The 15,375-nt window shown below is 72.5% G+C and carries 18 protein-coding genes; 4 read left to right on the top strand and 14 right to left on the bottom strand.

From position 1 onward, the window contains the following. Positions 1 to 43: 43 nt before the first annotated feature. The 9 genes from N1031_RS00380 to N1031_RS00340 form a co-directional block, all read right to left on the bottom strand. Positions 44 to 1,438, bottom strand: a complete 1,395-nt coding sequence (locus tag N1031_RS00380; protein ID WP_259477601.1) for an NtaA/DmoA family FMN-dependent monooxygenase — start codon at positions 1,436 to 1,438, stop codon at positions 44 to 46. Then, positions 1,435 to 2,862: a UbiD family decarboxylase gene (locus tag N1031_RS00375; protein WP_259477600.1), complete on the bottom strand. Its 1,428-nt coding sequence runs from the start codon at positions 2,860 to 2,862 to the stop codon at positions 1,435 to 1,437. The genes N1031_RS00380 and N1031_RS00375 overlap by 4 nt, the downstream gene beginning before the upstream one ends. After that, complete coding sequence (locus tag N1031_RS00370; RefSeq protein ID WP_259477599.1) at positions 2,859 to 3,428, bottom strand: UbiX family flavin prenyltransferase; 570 nt, start codon at positions 3,426 to 3,428, stop codon at positions 2,859 to 2,861. Before N1031_RS00370 ends, N1031_RS00375 begins: the two co-directional genes overlap by 4 nt. Continuing rightward, positions 3,425 to 4,921: an aldehyde dehydrogenase family protein gene (locus N1031_RS00365; RefSeq protein ID WP_259477598.1), complete on the bottom strand. Its 1,497-nt coding sequence runs from the start codon at positions 4,919 to 4,921 to the stop codon at positions 3,425 to 3,427. The genes N1031_RS00370 and N1031_RS00365 overlap by 4 nt, the downstream gene beginning before the upstream one ends. Then, entirely contained in the window at positions 4,918 to 6,285 is a 1,368-nt protein-coding gene (locus tag N1031_RS00360; protein WP_259477597.1) for an FGGY family carbohydrate kinase, read from the bottom strand. Before N1031_RS00360 ends, N1031_RS00365 begins: the two co-directional genes overlap by 4 nt. Next, complete coding sequence (locus N1031_RS00355; protein ID WP_259477596.1) at positions 6,285 to 7,418, bottom strand: zinc-dependent alcohol dehydrogenase; 1,134 nt, start codon at positions 7,416 to 7,418, stop codon at positions 6,285 to 6,287. Before N1031_RS00355 ends, N1031_RS00360 begins: the two co-directional genes overlap by 1 nt. Beyond that, on the bottom strand, positions 7,415 to 8,275 hold the full coding sequence (locus N1031_RS00350) for a class I fructose-bisphosphate aldolase (protein ID WP_259477595.1): 861 nt from the start codon (positions 8,273 to 8,275) through the stop codon (positions 7,415 to 7,417). The genes N1031_RS00355 and N1031_RS00350 overlap by 4 nt, the downstream gene beginning before the upstream one ends. Beyond that, complete coding sequence (locus tag N1031_RS00345; protein ID WP_259477594.1) at positions 8,272 to 9,003, bottom strand: GntR family transcriptional regulator; 732 nt, start codon at positions 9,001 to 9,003, stop codon at positions 8,272 to 8,274. Before N1031_RS00345 ends, N1031_RS00350 begins: the two co-directional genes overlap by 4 nt. Before the next feature lie 108 nt (positions 9,004 to 9,111). Continuing rightward, positions 9,112 to 9,504 (bottom strand): hypothetical protein, encoded by a 393-nt coding sequence (locus tag N1031_RS00340; protein WP_259477593.1) that lies wholly within the window; start codon positions 9,502 to 9,504, stop codon positions 9,112 to 9,114. A gap of 95 nt (positions 9,505 to 9,599) precedes the next feature. Between N1031_RS00340 and N1031_RS00335 the strand changes: the two genes are divergently transcribed. Next, positions 9,600 to 10,772: an epoxide hydrolase family protein gene (locus N1031_RS00335; RefSeq protein ID WP_259477592.1), complete on the top strand. Its 1,173-nt coding sequence runs from the start codon at positions 9,600 to 9,602 to the stop codon at positions 10,770 to 10,772. A 39-nt stretch (positions 10,773 to 10,811) separates the two neighbouring features. On the opposite strand, the gene N1031_RS00330 is transcribed toward N1031_RS00335, so the two are convergent. Continuing rightward, positions 10,812 to 11,447 (bottom strand): hypothetical protein, encoded by a 636-nt coding sequence (locus N1031_RS00330; protein WP_259477591.1) that lies wholly within the window; start codon positions 11,445 to 11,447, stop codon positions 10,812 to 10,814. Positions 11,448 to 11,568: 121 nt separating this feature from the next. On the opposite strand from N1031_RS00330, the gene N1031_RS20490 reads away from it, so the two are divergent. Both N1031_RS20490 and N1031_RS00325 read left to right on the top strand, forming a co-directional pair. Further along, entirely contained in the window at positions 11,569 to 11,805 is a 237-nt protein-coding gene (locus N1031_RS20490; RefSeq protein WP_375163593.1) for a type II toxin-antitoxin system HicA family toxin, read from the top strand. Then, a complete protein-coding gene (locus N1031_RS00325; protein ID WP_259477590.1) occupies positions 11,802 to 12,188 on the top strand; it encodes a hypothetical protein in 387 nt (128 codons plus the stop codon). The genes N1031_RS20490 and N1031_RS00325 overlap by 4 nt, the downstream gene beginning before the upstream one ends. A 19-nt stretch (positions 12,189 to 12,207) precedes the next feature. Here N1031_RS00325 and N1031_RS00320 read toward each other — a convergent pair whose 3' ends face one another. Next, positions 12,208 to 13,851 carry an ABC-F family ATP-binding cassette domain-containing protein gene (locus tag N1031_RS00320; protein WP_259477589.1) on the bottom strand — a complete coding sequence of 548 codons (1,644 nt, stop codon included), beginning with the start codon at positions 13,849 to 13,851 and terminating at the stop codon, positions 12,208 to 12,210. Then, positions 13,852 to 14,160, bottom strand: coding sequence for a putative quinol monooxygenase (locus tag N1031_RS00315; RefSeq protein ID WP_259477588.1), 309 nt, complete (start codon positions 14,158 to 14,160; stop codon positions 13,852 to 13,854). 174 nt (positions 14,161 to 14,334) lie between these two features. Here N1031_RS00315 and N1031_RS00310 point away from each other — a divergent pair, with 174 nt between their 5' ends. Then, entirely contained in the window at positions 14,335 to 14,565 is a 231-nt protein-coding gene (locus tag N1031_RS00310) for a hypothetical protein (protein WP_259477587.1), read from the top strand. A gap of 13 nt (positions 14,566 to 14,578) precedes the next feature. Here the strand turns inward: N1031_RS00310 and N1031_RS00305 are convergent, their stop codons facing one another. Further along, the gene (locus tag N1031_RS00305) at positions 14,579 to 14,893 is read right to left on the bottom strand and encodes a DMT family transporter (protein WP_259477586.1); all 315 of its coding nucleotides are present in this window, start codon (positions 14,891 to 14,893) and stop codon (positions 14,579 to 14,581) included. Next, entirely contained in the window at positions 14,893 to 15,267 is a 375-nt protein-coding gene (locus tag N1031_RS00300) for a DMT family transporter (RefSeq protein WP_259477585.1), read from the bottom strand. The genes N1031_RS00305 and N1031_RS00300 overlap by 1 nt, the downstream gene beginning before the upstream one ends. Positions 15,268 to 15,375: the final 108 nt, after the last annotated feature.

The raw sequence follows: 15,375 nt of genomic DNA, 5'->3' as shown, positions 1-15,375 counted from the left end.
CGACCGATTCGGTCCACTCGAGGGGGTGGTGGGATGCGCGGGGTCACGACCAGCGCAGCGCCGCGCCGTAGTGGGTGTCGGGGAGGTGGGCACCCGCACCCGGGAAGAGCCGCTCCCGCAGGGTGGTCGCCGGCGCGCCGGGGTCGGCTGAGTCCGCGCGCGACTCGCGCACAAGCCCGCGGGCGCGGAGCTCGGGCAGCAGCAGCCCGATGAAGTCGTCGTAGGTGGCGGGCACCACGTTGGGCTGCACGAGGAACCCGTCGACCCCGGTGGCCGCCACGAACGCCTCGGTCTCGTCGGCCACCTGCTCGGGCGTGCCCACGAACACGCTGCCGTTCAGGCCCGTGCGGCGGAAGTCGTCGACGATCTCGCGCACCAGCGGCCCGGGCTGCTCGGCGGTGCCGAGGTAGCGCTGCAGGTTGCTGAGTCCGAGCTCGGTGGAGAGGTCGTGCGGCAGCGGTGCGTCCTGGTCGAACTGCAGCAGGTCGACACCGGTGTTGCCGGCGAAGATGGCCGCTGCGCCGTCGTACGACGAGAGCGAGAGCATGCGCTCGTGCTTGGCGATGGCCTCCTCCTCGGTCGGCGCCACGAGGAACATCACGCCCGCCACGATCGTGATGCTGTCGGCGGGCCGCCCGGCGGCCACCGCCGCGTCGCGGATGTTCTGCACCCGCCGCGCCACCACCTCGTGCGGGCCGCCCGCCACGAACACCACCTCGGCGTTGCGCCCTGCGTACTCGCACCCTCGCCCCGACGTGCCCGCCTGCACGAGCAGCGGTGTGCGCTGCGGCGACGGCGGCACGTTGAGGATGCCCTTGGCCTGGTGGAACGGCCCGTCGTGGCTGATCGACCGCACGCCCTCGGGGTCTGCCCACACGCCGGATGCACGGTCGGCGACCACCGCATCCGTTCGCCAGCTCGACTCCCAGAGCTTCAGGCACAGCTCGAGGTAGTCGTCGGCCTTGTCGTAGCGCAGGTCGTGCGGGGTGACCTCCTCGCCCATGAGCGAGGCGGCCGTGGCCCCCTGCGAGCCGGTGACGATGTTCCAGCCGATGCGGCCCTTGGTGAAGTGATCGAGGGTGGCGAAGCGCCGGGCGAGCGCGGCCGGCTTCTCCACGGTCGTGGAGGCGGTGACCACGTAGCCGAGGTCGCGCGTGGCGGCGGCGAGCGCCGACACCACGGTCACGGGGTCGGCCTGCGGAATGGAGCGGCCCTCGCGCACGGTGGCCGCGAGAGGCTCTCCGTCGAGGCCCGGGAAGCCGTAGCTGTCGGCGAAGAAGAGGAAGTCGAAGCCCGCGTCGTCGAGCTGTCGCGCGATGCCGATCCAGTAGTCGAGGTCGGTGAAGGCCACCGAGGTGTCGTCGGGGTCGAGCCACGAGGCGCCGATCATGCCGTTGAGGCCGATCATCTGGAAGCCGGCGAGCACGTACGGTTTCATCGGGGGCTGCTCCTGGGGTCGTGGGGTGAAGAGGATGCGGGGGCCGCGGCGGCCGAGTCCAGCAGCGCTGCCGCTCGCTCGCGCGCCGCGTCGGAGGTGACGATCGGGATGCCCTCGAAGGGCTGCCGCCGCGTGGCGTCGATGCCCATGCGCGAGGTGGTGCCGTCGGCGGATGACGACGGGTCGAGCGGGCTGCCCGGCAGTCCGTCCACCACGAACACGTCGGCGGCGGGCTGCACGTGCACGGCGGCGGCCCAGAGCACCGCGGAGTCGTCGGTGATGTCCACATCCGGATCGACCGCGATCACCGTCTTGAGGTAGGGATCCCAGCCGAGCAGGCCCAGCATGATCTGCCGCGCCTCCCCCGGCCGCTTCTGGTCGACGGCGAGATAGGCGTGGAAGTGCGTGCCCGAGTTCGGGTAGTGCACCCGCACCACCTGGGGAAAGCGCGCCATGAGCTTGTCGACCATCTCGGCCTCCCGCGGCAGCCGCGCCAGGGTGAGGTGCTCGGCCGATCGGCCGCCCGTCACGCTGAGCAGCACCGGGTCGGGCCGGGTCATGACGGCCTCGACCGTCATGAGGTTGTTCGTGGAGCGGTTCGAGCTGTAGCCCGAGAACTCGCCGAACGGCCCCTCCGCCTCGTGCTCGGCGGGGTCGATGTAGCCCTCGAGCACGTACTCGGCCGTGGCCGGCACCTCGATGCCGTGCACCGGCGTGCGCACCACGTCGAGGCCTGCGCCGAAGAGGCCGCCCGCGATCTCGCGCTCGTCGACCGACTGCGGCACGCGCGCCGAGGCCGCGAGCAGAAAGAGAGGATGCGCGCCGATGACCATCGCCACGGGCATCCGTTCGCCCCGCTCGGCGTACTTCGCGAGCAGGCGCCACAGATCGCCCCGCGAGTGCAGGCTGAGCGCCAGGCCGGTGCGCGACGCGGGCGTGGCGCGGTGGTAGCTGAGGTTGCCCACCCCCGTGTCGGGGTCGACGGCCACAACCACCCCGCTCGTGATGTAGGGCCCCTTGTCGGAGGCGAAGTGGGTGAGGATCGGGAGCGCCCCGAGGTCGACGTCGTCGCCCCGCACGATCATGTGGTCGCTCGACGCGACCGCATGCATCGGCCGCGGCCTCGCGCTGCGGGCCGCGTACTCGCGGTGCAGCGACTCGAGCGGCACCCCGAGCATCCTCGCCAGTCGCTCGCGCGAGGCGAACAGGTTGGCGAGCACGGGCACGTCGGCGCCCGTGCCGGTGACGCCGGGAGCGACCACGAGCGGGTACCGGTCCTCGGTGCTGAGGGCGTCGACCACCGCGGTGAGGTCTTCGCGCGCGTCGATCGGCGCGGGCAGCTCGAGCACGTCGTCGGGATGCGCGCGGCGGTACTCGTCGAGCCACACGCGCAGGTCTTGCGAGAGCGGTTGCTGCTCGGTCACGTGGTCTCCCCCCAGCGGGTGTACAGGTCGTGGTCGATCCCGAACTGCTCCAGGATGCGGCCCACTGTGTGGTCGATCACGTCCTGCAGCGAACGGGGGTGGTGGTAGAAGGCCGGCACCGGCGGCATGACGATCGCGCCGGCCTCGGTGACCGTGGTCATGTTGCGGAGGTGGATGAGCGACAGCGGGGTCTCGCGCACCGCGAGCACGAGCCTCCTGCGCTCCTTGAGCGTGACGTCGGCCGCCCGTGAGAGCAGGTCGCTGCCGATGCCGGCCGCTATCTGGCCGAGGCTCTTCACCGAGCAGGGCACCACGGCCATGCCGAGGGTGGCGAACGAGCCGGAGGCGATGGAGGCGCCGAGGTCGTCGGGGTTGTGCACCACGTCGGCGGCGCGGCCGAACTCGGCGATCGACAGGCCGATCTCCTCGGTGAGCGTGCGCCGGGCCCCGCGCGAGACCACGAGATGAGTCTCGACCTCGGGCCGCTCGGCAAGCACCTCGAGCAGGCGGTGGGCGTAGTGCGGTGCACTGGCACCGGTGACGCCGATCACCAGGCGGCCGGTCACGCGGCACCTGCCCGGAGTCCGTCGGCGGGGCGGGGCGTCCACACGCTCTTCAGCGCCGTGTAGCCCTCGTAGCCCCAGTGGCCGCCCACGGTGCCCGATCCGCTCGCGCCGCGCGGCGAGAACGGGATGGCCGCGTCGAACTTCGAGTAGCAGTTCACCCACACCACTCCCGCCTGCAGCGCAGCCGCCGCCTCGCGCCCGCGGTCGGCGTCGGCCGTCCACACCGAGGCCGCCAGACCGTAACGGGTGCTGTTGGCCAGCGCGAGTCCCTCGGCGTCGGTGACGAAGCGGTCGAGAACCGCCACCGGGCCGAAGATCTCCTCGTTCCAGGCCTCCGCACCGCGGTCGACACCCGCCAGCACGGTGGGGCTGAAGCGCGAGTATCCCGTCGACTCACCACCGGTGAGCACCGAGGCACCGGCCGCCACGGCACGGTCGACGTAGCCGGCGACCGTGCTGCGGTGCGCCTCCGACACGAGCGGGCCGCAGCGCGTGCCCCGGTCGAAGCCGTCGCCCACGGTGAACGCGGCCGTGGCCTCGGCGAAACGCTTGGCGAACTCGTCGGCGACGGCGTCGTGCACGAGGATGCGCGTGGCGGCCATGCAGTTCTGGCCCTGGTTGCCGAAGGCGCCGGCGGTGGCCGCTAGCGCCGCGGCGTCGAGGTCGGCGTCGTCGAACACGACGAACGGAGCCTTCCCTCCGAGCTCGAACAGGGTGCGCGCCTCGGTGACCGCGGCGATGCGGCGTGCGGTCGCGCGACCGCCGGTGAAGGTGATCAGGTCGACCCGGGGATCGGAGGCGAGCGCCTGACCCGCCTGCTCCCCCGTGCCGGTGACGACGTTGACCACGCCGGGCGGGAACCCCGCGCGGGCAGCCAGGCCGGCGAGCAGAAGCGCACTGATCGGCGTGAGCTCGGAGGGCTTCACCACGACGGTGTTGCCCGCGGCCAGGGCGGGGGCGAGCGCCCGCACCACCATGAGCAACGGGTAGTTCCAGGGCGTGATGAGCCCCACCACGCCGACGGGCTCCCGGTACACCTCCGCCGCGGCGGCTCCCCCGGCGTCGACGATGCGTTCGGCGGTGCGCGTCTCGGCCACCGTGGCCTGGTGGCGCAGGTGCGCCACCGCCTGCGGCAGGTCGACGGCGGTGGTGAGCGCCAGTGGCTTGCCGTTGTCGAGCGTGTCCACGGCCGCGAGCTCTGCGGCGTCGGCCTCCACGAGCGCGGCCAGGGCACGAAGCAGGCGCGCGCGGGCGGCCGGGGTGGCGCGCGACCAACTCGTCGCCGCGCGCCGTGCGGCCGCGACGGCGTCGTGCACGTCGGTGGCCGAGCCGGCCGCCAGGGTGGTGATGACGGCTCCCGTGGCCGGATCGATCGTCTCGATCTCGTCGGCTCCGCCGAGGGCGTCGTGGGAGGGCTGCCGCCACTCGCCGTCGATGAACAAGGGGGCGACGGTGCTGCGGGCCAGCTCCAGGGCCCGGGTGCGGTTGCTCACGCGGGCACCTCCATCCGGCGAGCGGGTGCGGACGACCGGCCGGGCAGGGCGACGAGCGCCGCCCCGCGCGCCGCGAGCTCGGGCTCGGCGACCAGAGTGACCGGCACATCGATGCGGCGGCGGATGCGCTCCACGATCGTGGTCGACCTCGCTCCGCCTCCGGTGAGCGCGACCGCCTCGAACGGGGCGATCGCGCCGACCCGTTCGATGGCCCCGACCGCACCGTCGGCGACGAAGTCGAGCACCGAGCGCGCCAGTTCTGCGCGGCCGAAGTCGCGGCCGAAGCCCACGATCGATCCCTCGCGGCGCACGCCCCACACATCCATCGACGGCAGCTCCATCCGCAGCCCGTCGCCCGGCACCGCCTCCTGGCCGAGCGCGTCGAGCTCGTGCGGACGCACGCCCAGAAGGTTCGCTGCCCAGTCCACGTTGGCCATCCCGCTCCCGTCACCCGTCTCGATGCTGCGGCGGCCGTCGCCGAGGACCTCGAGTGTGAAGCCGTAGGGCACCGCCTGGGTGCCGTCGTCGGCGCGCGGCGCCAGCACCACCGTCGAGGTACCCAAGGTCACCAGGGCCGACCCGGCGCGCGCATCCGGCAGCGAGTCGAGGGCTCGCAGCGCGGCCGGGCCGTCGCCCGGAGCGGCGACGACCCGCACCTCGGAAGACAGCCGGTGCCGGGCCGCCACGCGCGGCTCGATCGTGCCGACCTGGTCGCCGATCGCGACCAGCGGCGCCACCACGTGGTCGGCCAGTCCGAGCTCGGCGAGCAGCGCGCGATCGTACTCGCCGCCGTCGCGGGTGAGCACTCCGAGCCGCAGAGCCGAGCCCGTCGAGCACACGAGAGCACCCGTCAGCAGCCAGCCCACCGCATCCTGAACGCTCACCCAGGTCGCACCCGGCAGATACCCGGTGCCGGCCAGGATCTTCGGCAGGCCGGAGAGCGGGAAAGCGGGGCAGCCGGTGCGCTCGGCCAGCGCGTCGCCGTATCGGTCGCGCAGCGCCTCGGCCTCCGCCTGCACGGCGGGTTCGAAGTCGGGCAGCACCTCGGTGACCGCGTGCCAGCGGCCGGTGCCCTGGCGTTCGAGGCCGACGACCGAGCCGCGCACGCCGGTGACCCCGATGGTGCGGATGCGCGTGCGCACTCCGATGGGCAGAGCAGCCATCGCCGACTCCAGGGCGTCGGCGATCGATCCGAGCGGTCGCCTGGCCGGTGGCAAGGCACCGGCGTAGTCGGCGCTCGAACTCGCGATCGTGCGGGCACCGGCGTCGATCACCACGGCACGCACGCCGTGCGAGCCCACATCGAGCCCCAGCGCGAAGCCGTCGTGCGCGAACGGGGAGGCGTCGCCGCCGGCGCCGGTCATCACGCCGCCTCGGCCTTCTCGGCGGCGACGGGGGCGGTGGCGCTCTCTTCGAGTGCGGAGTCGCCGAAGAGGATCGCGGTCTTCAGCACGCCCGGGTCGAGTACGCCCGCGAAGGCCTCGCCCAGTCGTGCGAGCGGCAGCGACGGCTGCCGCACCAGCTCCACGCTGATGCCCCCGGAGGCGAGGATGCGCATCGCCTCCACCGCGTGACGGCGGTCGAAGCCGACGACACCGGTGAGGGTCTGGCGGCGGTAGTGCATCCGGTTGCTGTCGACGGTGAGGGCGACGCCCTTCGCACCCGAGGAGAAGAGCACGACTCGGCCGCCCGGCGCCAGCCGTTCGAGAGCGTGCTCCGTGGCGGGCACGTGCGCTCCCCCGCCCGCGGTGATGAACACCGCGTCGACCGCGGGCAGCTCATGGGGCACGACCGCGGTGGCGCCGAGCGCCTCCACGACGGCGCGGCGGTCCTCCCGCGGGTCGACACCGATCACCCGGTGCCCGGCGAAGAGCAGCGCCTCCACGTGCAGCACGCCCATCGGGCCGAGGCCGACGACCGCCGTCACGTCGCCCGGGCGGAGCCGTGCCGCCTCGAGGGCGTGCACCACGTCGGCGAGCGGCTCGACGAGGGCGCCGTCGGCGAAGGAGAGCTCGTCGGGCAGCGGGATGACGTTGCGGGCGGGCACGACCACGTGCTCGGCGAACCCGCCGCCGAGGCCGGCCACGACGCAGGCGACGGGGTCGCCGGCCGCCGCGCCGATACCGAGCAGCTCGACGCAGTACTCCGGATGGCCGTCGGCGCACCAGCGGCACGCGCCGCAGCGCAGCACCGGGTCGACCGTCACGCGATCACCGACGAGCACGTCGGTCACGCTCTCGTGCGTCTCGATCACGACGCCGGCGAACTCGTGGCCGAGCACGAGTCCCCGGGCCTTGACGGAGGCCTCGGCCTCGGCCTCGGCGAGCGCCGCCAGACGAGCGGGCAGCGCGGCGTCGTCCCATTTCTTTACGTCGGTGGGGCACAGGCTCGCGGCCTCCACCCGGATGCGCACCTCGCCCACCGCGAGCGGGGCGTCGTCGCGCTGCACCGGTGCGACCATCCGGTGCCCCACGAGCTCCATCGAGAGGTAGCTCATACCCCGGCCTCGACCCGCTGCTCGACCTCCAGGAGCGCCAGGGCCGCATCCGGATCGCGGTCGAGCACGATCGCCCGGAGCGCCGCCACCATGAGGGCGGGGTTCGGCCGCGCCCAGACGTTGCGGCCCACCACGACGCCGAGCGCGCCGGCGCCGATCCACGCGTCGACCGAGCTCACGAACTCCTCGGCGGTGGCCGGGTCGCCGCCCAGCACGAACACGGGGCCCTCGCTGTGCTGCACGATCTCGCGAAGCACCTCGGGGTCGCGGGGTGCGTGGATCTTCACCATGTCGGCGCCGAGCTCCCAGGCCTGGCGCGCCGAGTGGGCGATCACCCGGTCGTAGGCGGCGTCGTCGGCCGTGGCGTTCGCCCCGACCACGCGCTCACCCCACAGGGCTGGTTCGACCATGAGCGGCAGGCCCACCTCGTGCGACTCCTCCGCCGCGCGGGCGACGAGCTCGAAGCTGTCGGAGAAGTCGTACCTCGAGCCCGGGCCGATCGGCACCACGACCTTCGCGGCCGTCGCACCGTTCGCGAGGGCGGCCTTCGCCGAGAGCACCCGGCGGTGGCCGAGGATGGCGCCGTGCCCGCCGGGGATGTCGTCGAACACGGGGGCGTCGAGCGCCGTGATCATGGCGGGGGCGCCCGCGCGGGCGAAGCGCGCCGCAGCCAGGCGCGAGACGCCCGGGCCGAGCAGTACGCCCTGGGCGGCGCTGCCGGTGACGATGTCGAGCACGGCGGGCAGGTCTTCGCCGCCCCGGGGCATCCCGCCCCCACCGTGGTCGAACGCGAGCATCACGCTCCGTCCGGTCGCCGGGTCGAGCAGCTGCTGAGTGCGAATGGCGCACCCGTTCATACGGTCCTCCACATGGATACTGAGGGCTGGTGGCGGTCGGAGCGGATCCAGGTCTCGGCCACGTCGACGACGCGGTCCTGGGCGTCCCACGCCACCTGAACGAAGGAGAGCACCGGATGCCCGGGCTCCACGTCGAGCAGGGTGGCGAGTTCGGCGTCGGCCGGCAGGGCGCTGAAGGTGCGCTCGGCGCGGGTGAGCACGCATCCGTAGTCCTCTTCGAGCACGGTGTAGAGCGGGCGCGACTCGAGGTCTCTCGTGTCGATGCCGGGGAAGAGCGCGGTGGGCACGGCGTTGCTCAGCACGGCGACGGCGTTGCCGCCGATCGAGCGCAAGCGCCGCACGACGAGGGCGGGTTCGCCGTCGAGGCCGGCCTCGGCGCCGTCGGCCGCGACGCGGCGGTCGAGCTCTCGGGTGGTGAAGTCGAGGCCGGCGCGGGTCATGCGCTCGCCGAGCGATTCCATCCGGTTGGCCAGCGGCTGGTCGGCGGCGCGCTTGGCGACGAAGGTGCCGCGGCCGTGGCGCTGCACGAGGTGGCCGCTGGCGCTGAGCTCCTTGATGGCGCGGCGGAGGGTGCCGCGGGCGACGCCGAGCTCGGCCGCGAGATCGGCTTCACCGAGCAGCTGCTGGCCGGTGGCCCAGAAGCCCGAGTCGATGCGGCGGCGCATCTCGTCGGCGATGCGCTCCCATAGGGCTGTGTCGCCGTCGGGAACGGTCTGGAGGGTGAGCATGCCACGACGCTACCCCAAGACGTTCATAGAGGTACATAGACGTCCACAGACGTTCACACACTCGTAACACGCGCGCCCGAGATCGGGCCGTCGCCGCCGGTCTGGCGCTCAGGGCCCGAAGGAGAAGGAACTCGACGTGAGGTAGTTCCAGAGAACGGAGAGGACGACGCCCGGGAGCACGGCGAGCACCAGCGCGATGACGGGCAGCAGAACGGATGCATGGGTGCGGATCGCCGTGATGAGCGAGACCAGCCCGAGCACGAAGGCGACCACGCCCACCACGCCGAGCACCGGGGCGAGCCCGAACATCCAGATCATCGTGAGTCCGCCCGCGGAGTAACCGAAGATGATCGGCAGGCACACCGCGTGCACGACGATCACGATCCCCGCCAGCACGATCGCCGCGACGGCGAGCTTCGGGCGGCGGGCGGGGGCGGCGGCGGATGCGGATGCGGATCCGGCGGCTGCGGCGGCTGCGGGCTCGGGTGCGGCTGTGGACATCGGATCCCCCTCGAATGCGGCGCCGGCGGCGCGGTCGTGGTCTCAGTCTGGCAGAGGCCCCGGGCTGTGTCGGCCGTCGCGCGTACGCTGGGCGCATGGCCACCGCGAGCCTCACTCCGTTCACGCTCCGCACCGATCCGGCCGCGCTCGACGAGCTGCGCGCCCGGCTGAGGGCCACGCGCTGGGTCGACGCGCCGCCCGGCTCGGGGTGGGAGCTGGGTGTCGACACCGAGTGGCTGCGGCAGCTCGTCGAGTACTGGGCGGACGGCTTCGACTGGCCGGCCGTGGAGGCACGGCTCAACGAGCTGCCCCACTTCCGCGCGGCCCTCGGCAACGGCGATCCCCTCGGGGTGCACTTCGTGCACGTGCGCGCCCCCCGCATCCAGGGCGCCCCCGCGCCGCTGCCGCTCGTGCTCTCCCACGGCTGGCCCGACTCGTTCTGGCGCTACCTCAAGGTCATCCCGCTGCTCACCGACCCGGGGGCGCACGGCGGTGACCCGGCCGACGCCTTCGACGTGGTGGTGCCCGACGTGCCGGGCTTCGGCTACTCCGCCCGCCCCGCGCATCCGCTCGACTCGCGGCAGGTGGCCGACCTCTGGGCCGAGCTCATGACCCTTCTCGGCTACGAACGCTTCGCCGCCGCCGGAGGCGACATCGGCAGCCATGTGAGCCGCTACCTCGCGCTCGACCATCCGTCGAGGGTCGTGGCGGTGCACAGAACGGATGCGGGTCTGCCGCCGGCCGCGCTCGACCCGACGGTGCTGAGCGACGAGGAGCGTCGCTGGGTCTCCGAGGCGATGGCGTGGGGAGCCGCCGAGGGGGCGTACGCGGCAGTGCACCGCACCAAGCCGCAGACCACGGGGGTGGCGCTGACCGACTCCCCCGCCGGACTCGCCGCGTGGATCGTGGAGAAGCTGCACGCGTGGAGCGACCTGCGGCCGGGAGGGTCGCTCGACGGGGTGTACACGCGCGACGAGATCCTCACGAACCTCACGATCTACTGGCTCACCGGCACGATCGCGTCGTCGATGCGCATGTACCGGGCGAACGCCGCGCTGCCGCCCGAGCAGTTGCTGAGGCGGGTGGAGGTGCCGTCGGGGTTCTCGCTGTTCGCGGGCGACATCGTGCGACCCCCGCGGGCGTGGCTCGAGCGCAGCGCGAACACGGTGTGGGTGACCGAGCCGTCGCGGGGCGGGCACTTCGCGGCGTTCGAGCAGCCGGAGCTGTACGCCTCCGAGCTGCGGGAGTTCTTCAGGCCCTTCCGCTGAGGCCCCTCGGCTCAGGCCCTCGGCTCAGACCGCCTCGGCTCAGGCCGCGGATGAGGTGCAGCGCGACTCGCTGGTCACGGTCACGGTCACCGCGCCGTCCGCATCCGAGTCGACTTCGACGGCCACCGGCACCAGCGCGTGCCCCAGCAGGCTGATGTCGACCCCGCCGCGATCGCCGACCGTCTCCACCCCCACGTTCCACCCCTCGGCCTCGAAGTGCTCGCGCACGGATGCCGCCCACTCGCGCGGCTCGAACCCGGTCGCCGGGGTCAGCACGCGCGTGACGACAGCCTGCTCGTCGGCGGTGCCGTCGGGGCACTCCTGCACGGTGGTGGTCTCCTCGTCGGAGGTGGGGGCGGGGTCGAGCGTCTGCACGACCTGATCGACGAGCGCAGAGGCCTCGGCCGTGACGCCGTCGAGTGTGGTCGGCGTGCTCGGCCGCACCGTCGCGACTCCGATCCACACCACGGCGACCAGCACGCCCACGATCCCCACCGTGACCAGAGTCGCGGGCCGCAGCAGCCCACTCCACCTCTCACCACGCGGCGGCAACTGCGGAAGCTTGCGGCGCGGCAACAGCCTGAACTGCCGCAACGAGTCCCGCGGCGTCAGCTCCTGCACCGGGTCGACCCCGCTCCTCTCGGCCTCCTCGCGCGCCGTCCTCCCGTCATCCATACCCTCGACGCTACCCGCCACCCCCACTCCCCGCTCTCCACAAGCACCCACTACTCAGGTTGCCCCGTGCTCGTCCGCCACGAAGCTGAGTTCATGATGTGTTCAAATTGTCTAGCCCTTAATGACTTGTTCTGTCTATTCACCCTGGACTATTATCGTGGTCACTGAACAACCGACGCGGAGAGTTCGGGCGTTGCTGCGACGTTCCGGATGGATCATCGTGACCTCATCCGGTTCCCACACGAAGTGGCGTGGGCCGGGCGGGACGAGTTTCACCATCCCTGACGGACACCGCACCATCAGTCCGGGCGTCTACCGACGGCTCCTGGCGGCGATCGAGGAGGACGAGCACCGATGAGATACACGGCTCACGTGACGCGTGAGGGCAAGTGGTGGATGATCCGCGTTCCCGAGATCGACGGTCTCACCCAAGCACGCAGACTGTCCGAGGCCTCGGTCATGGCGGCCGACTACATCGCGCTGGTCACCGAAGCACCGGCCGACTCGGTCGAGGTCGATCTGGTGGTCGACAGCATCGGTGAGGTCGACGTGGCCCACACGCTCGAAGGAATCCGGTCGACGAGGTCCGAAGCGGCCCAGCTCGAGGAAAAAGCGCGCCGCGAGACGGCTCTCCTCGCCCGACGTCTGGCCGACGAACGAGTCCCCGTGCGCGACATCGGCTCCATGCTCAACGTCTCCTTCCAGCGCGCCCACCAGCTCGTTCACAGCGCTCGGCCGTGACCCGGTGTCGCGTCGCCCCTCAGGCTTCGGTGACGCGGCCTCCGGCGACGTGCCAGCGGCGGGTGAGGTGCACGGTCTCGAGCATGCGCCGGTCGTGGGTGACGAGCAGCAGGGTGCCGGTGTAGGAGTCGAGCGCCTGCTCGAGCTGCTCGATGGCCGGGAGGTCGAGGTGGTTGGTCGGTTCGTCGAGCACGAGCACGTTCACCCCACGCGCCTGCAGCAGCGCGAGTCCCGCGCGGGTGCGCTCCCCCGGCGACAGCTCGTCAACCGCGCGCCCGACATGGTCGGCCTTAAGACCGAACTTCGCGAGCAGAGTGCGCACCTCGGCCGCGGGCAGATCGGGCAGCTGCGCCGAGAGCGCGTCGAGCAACGACGACGACCCCGCCAGCACCGCCCGCGCCTGGTCGATCTCGCCGACCGCCACCGACGCCCCGAGCGACGCCGAGCCCGACACCGATTCGGGCGGGACCCGCCCGAGCAGCAGCCGCAACAGCGTCGACTTGCCCGCCCCGTTCGGCCCCGTGATCCCGATGCGGTCGCCCGCATCCACCTGCAGCGTCACCGGCCCGAGCGTGAAACCGCCCTGCCGCACCACCGCCTCCGACACCGTCGCCACCACGCCCGACGAACGCGGCGCCGCCCCGATGGTGAACTGCAGCTGCCACTCCTTGCGCGGCTCCTCCACCTCGTCGAGCCGCGCGATGCGGCTCTCCATCTGCCGCACCTTCTGCGCCTGCTTCTCGCTCGACTCGGTCGCCGCCCGCCGCCGGATCTTGTCGTTGTCGGGCGCCTTGCGCATCGCGTTCCGCACCCCCTGGCTCGACCACTCGCGCTGCGTGCGCGCCCGCGCCACCAGATCGGCCTTCTTCGCCGCGAACTCCTCGTAGTCCTCGCGCGCGTGCCGCCGCGCCACCGCCCTCTCCTCGAGGTACGACTCGTACCCGCCCCCGAACAGCCGGTGCGAGTGTTGCGCGAGATCGAGCTCGAGCACCTGGTTCACGCTCCGCGCCAAGAACTCCCGATCGTGACTCACCAGCACCACACCCCCGCGCAGGCCCCGGATGAACGCCTCCAGCCGATCGAGACCGTCCAGGTCGAGGTCGTTGGTGGGTTCGTCGAGCAGCACCACGTCGAACCGCGAGAGCAGCAGCGCGGCGAGCCCCACCCGAGCCGCCTGGCCGCCGGAGAGCGCGGTCATCTGCGCGTCGGCCGACACCTCCAGCCCGAGCTCGGCGAGCACCACGGGCATCCGCTCGTCGAGGTCGGCGGCCCCGCTGGCCAGCCAGCGTTCCAGGGCCGCCGAGTAGGCGTCGGCCGACGCGTCGGTGCCGTCACCGAGCGCTGCCGCCGTCGCATCCATCTCGGCCGTCGCTGCGGCCGTACCCGTGCGGCGCGCCACGTAGCCGGCCACCGTCTCCCCGGGCATCCGCTCGTGCTCCTGCGGCAGGAAGCCCACGAACGCGTCGGCAGGGGCGAGCGACACCACTCCCTCGAGCGGCGCGTCGAGACCGGCGAGGATGCGCAGGAGGGTCGACTTGCCCGCCCCGTTGGCCCCTACCACCCCGACCACGTCGCCGGGGGCGACCACGAGATCGAGGCCTTCGAAGAGCACACGGTGGTCGTGGCCTCCGGCCACTCCCCGCGCTACGAGCGTCGCGGTCACCTAGAGCAGACGCCCGCGGCGCACCGACTTGCCGTCCTCTTCGAAGAACGTTCCCGCCACGGCCTTCCACACGGCGTAGTGCTCGGAGGCGCCGTGGGCGGTCACCGCGTCGGCGTCGCGGTACACCTCGTAGATGCCGTAGACGCGCTCGGCCGCGTCGAGCTCCACCACGTCGTAGTGCAGGCAGCCCTCCTCGTCGGCCAGCGACCGGGCGGCGAGCTCCGCCGCCACCGTCACGAACTGCTCCACGCTCTCGGCGCGCACCCGCAGTTCGACCCACAGCACGACCCGCTCATCGGCATCCGTCACGGTCACTCCTTCGTTCGTCGTCCACGCCTTCGCGTCCCCATCCTCCCACGGCATCGCCGCCACCCCGCCGGCCCCGTGAGCGTCACGCGACGCAACAGAGTGACACGCGGGCGTCACACACCGAGCTCCCGCGCCGCACGGGCGTAACGTCGCGCGGGAGCGAAAGGACACCCCATGACCTCCACCGCACTCTGGCCCCGCGACCTGCTCGAGAAGCGACGCGCGCTGCACTCCCGCGTCGATTCGATCGCGCACGGTCAGCCGGCCGCCGCAGCACGGCTGCGCCTCGCGCTCTACACGGCCGCGCACCGATTCGACACCCGTGCGAGCGACCTCGCCGGGCTGGCGGCCGAGCTCGACTCCATCGCACACGATCTCGACGCCCGGCTCGCCCCCGCCGCCTGACCGGCCCCGCTGCTCAGTGCCCGAGCTCGATGAGGAGCACTCCCCCGGCGATGAGCACGATGCCGAGACCCATGAGCCACGTCAGCGGCTCCTTGAACAGCACCCGGCCCGCGATCGCCGTGAGGGCCACGCCCACGGCCGACCAGATGCCGTAGGCGACACCGAGCGGCACGCCCTGGCCGAGGCAGAGGGCGAGCGAGGTGAAGGCCGCCACGTAGCCCACGCCGACGGGCAGGTACCAGATCGCCCTGCCGTGGGTCGCCATCCGCAGCGATAGGGTGCCGCCCACCTCGAACAGGATCGCCGCGGCGAGAAACAGCCAACCCATCAGCGGTTCTCCGTCGAACGAACCGCCGCGGCGCGCTGGGAACCGATCTCCACCACGAGCACCCCGGCCATCACCAGCGCGATCCCCACGAGCATGAGCGGGGTGACCGACTCGCCGAACAGCGGCACCGCGAGTCCCGCGGTGAGCGCCACCCCGAGCGCACCCCAGACCCCGTAGGCGACCCCGAGCGGCATGCCCGCGCGCAGCACGAACGCCAGCAGCACGAAGGCGGCGAGATACCCGCTCACGACCAGCACGTACCAGCCGGGATGGTCGAGCGCGGCTTTCAGCGACAGGGAGGCCGACACCTCGGTGACGATCGCCCCGGCGAGTAGCAGCCACCGCCTCACCACGACTCCCCGCTCCCCCGCCATGACCTCCACGCTAGGTCACACGGCGCAACACCATGACGGCGGCACGTCATATTCCGGCACGGGAATGCACCCCCGTTCTAGGGTCACCCCTCGTACCACCGAGAGGAA

It is taken from the genome of Herbiconiux moechotypicola, from assembly GCF_024979255.1.
In the GTDB taxonomy this organism is placed as follows: Bacteria; Actinomycetota; Actinomycetes; order Actinomycetales; family Microbacteriaceae; genus Herbiconiux; species Herbiconiux moechotypicola.
This window is presented reverse-complemented; position numbering and strand designations above follow the sequence as displayed.

What these genes read in the sequence shown, in the direction of transcription:
- N1031_RS00380 (WP_259477601.1), bottom strand. Translation starts at nt 1,438, where the DNA reads ATGAAACCGTACGTGCTCGCCGGCTTCCAGATGATCGGCCTCAACGGC.
- N1031_RS00360 (WP_259477597.1), bottom strand. Translation starts at nt 6,285, where the DNA reads ATGACCGGCGCCGGCGGCGACGCCTCCCCGTTCGCGCACGACGGCTTC.
- N1031_RS00355 (WP_259477596.1), bottom strand. Translation starts at nt 7,418, where the DNA reads ATGAGCTACCTCTCGATGGAGCTCGTGGGGCACCGGATGGTCGCACCG.
- N1031_RS00350 (WP_259477595.1), bottom strand. Translation starts at nt 8,275, where the DNA reads ATGAACGGGTGCGCCATTCGCACTCAGCAGCTGCTCGACCCGGCGACC.
- N1031_RS00345 (WP_259477594.1), bottom strand. Translation starts at nt 9,003, where the DNA reads ATGCTCACCCTCCAGACCGTTCCCGACGGCGACACAGCCCTATGGGAG.
- N1031_RS00340 (WP_259477593.1), bottom strand. Translation starts at nt 9,504, where the DNA reads ATGTCCACAGCCGCACCCGAGCCCGCAGCCGCCGCAGCCGCCGGATCC.
- N1031_RS00335 (WP_259477592.1), top strand. Translation starts at nt 9,600, where the DNA reads ATGGCCACCGCGAGCCTCACTCCGTTCACGCTCCGCACCGATCCGGCC.
- N1031_RS00330 (WP_259477591.1), bottom strand. Translation starts at nt 11,447, where the DNA reads ATGGATGACGGGAGGACGGCGCGCGAGGAGGCCGAGAGGAGCGGGGTC.
- N1031_RS20490 (WP_375163593.1), top strand. Translation starts at nt 11,569, where the DNA reads ATGACTTGTTCTGTCTATTCACCCTGGACTATTATCGTGGTCACTGAA.
- N1031_RS00325 (WP_259477590.1), top strand. Translation starts at nt 11,802, where the DNA reads ATGAGATACACGGCTCACGTGACGCGTGAGGGCAAGTGGTGGATGATC.
- N1031_RS00310 (WP_259477587.1), top strand. Translation starts at nt 14,335, where the DNA reads ATGACCTCCACCGCACTCTGGCCCCGCGACCTGCTCGAGAAGCGACGC.
- N1031_RS00305 (WP_259477586.1), bottom strand. Translation starts at nt 14,893, where the DNA reads ATGGGTTGGCTGTTTCTCGCCGCGGCGATCCTGTTCGAGGTGGGCGGC.
- N1031_RS00300 (WP_259477585.1), bottom strand. Translation starts at nt 15,267, where the DNA reads ATGGCGGGGGAGCGGGGAGTCGTGGTGAGGCGGTGGCTGCTACTCGCC.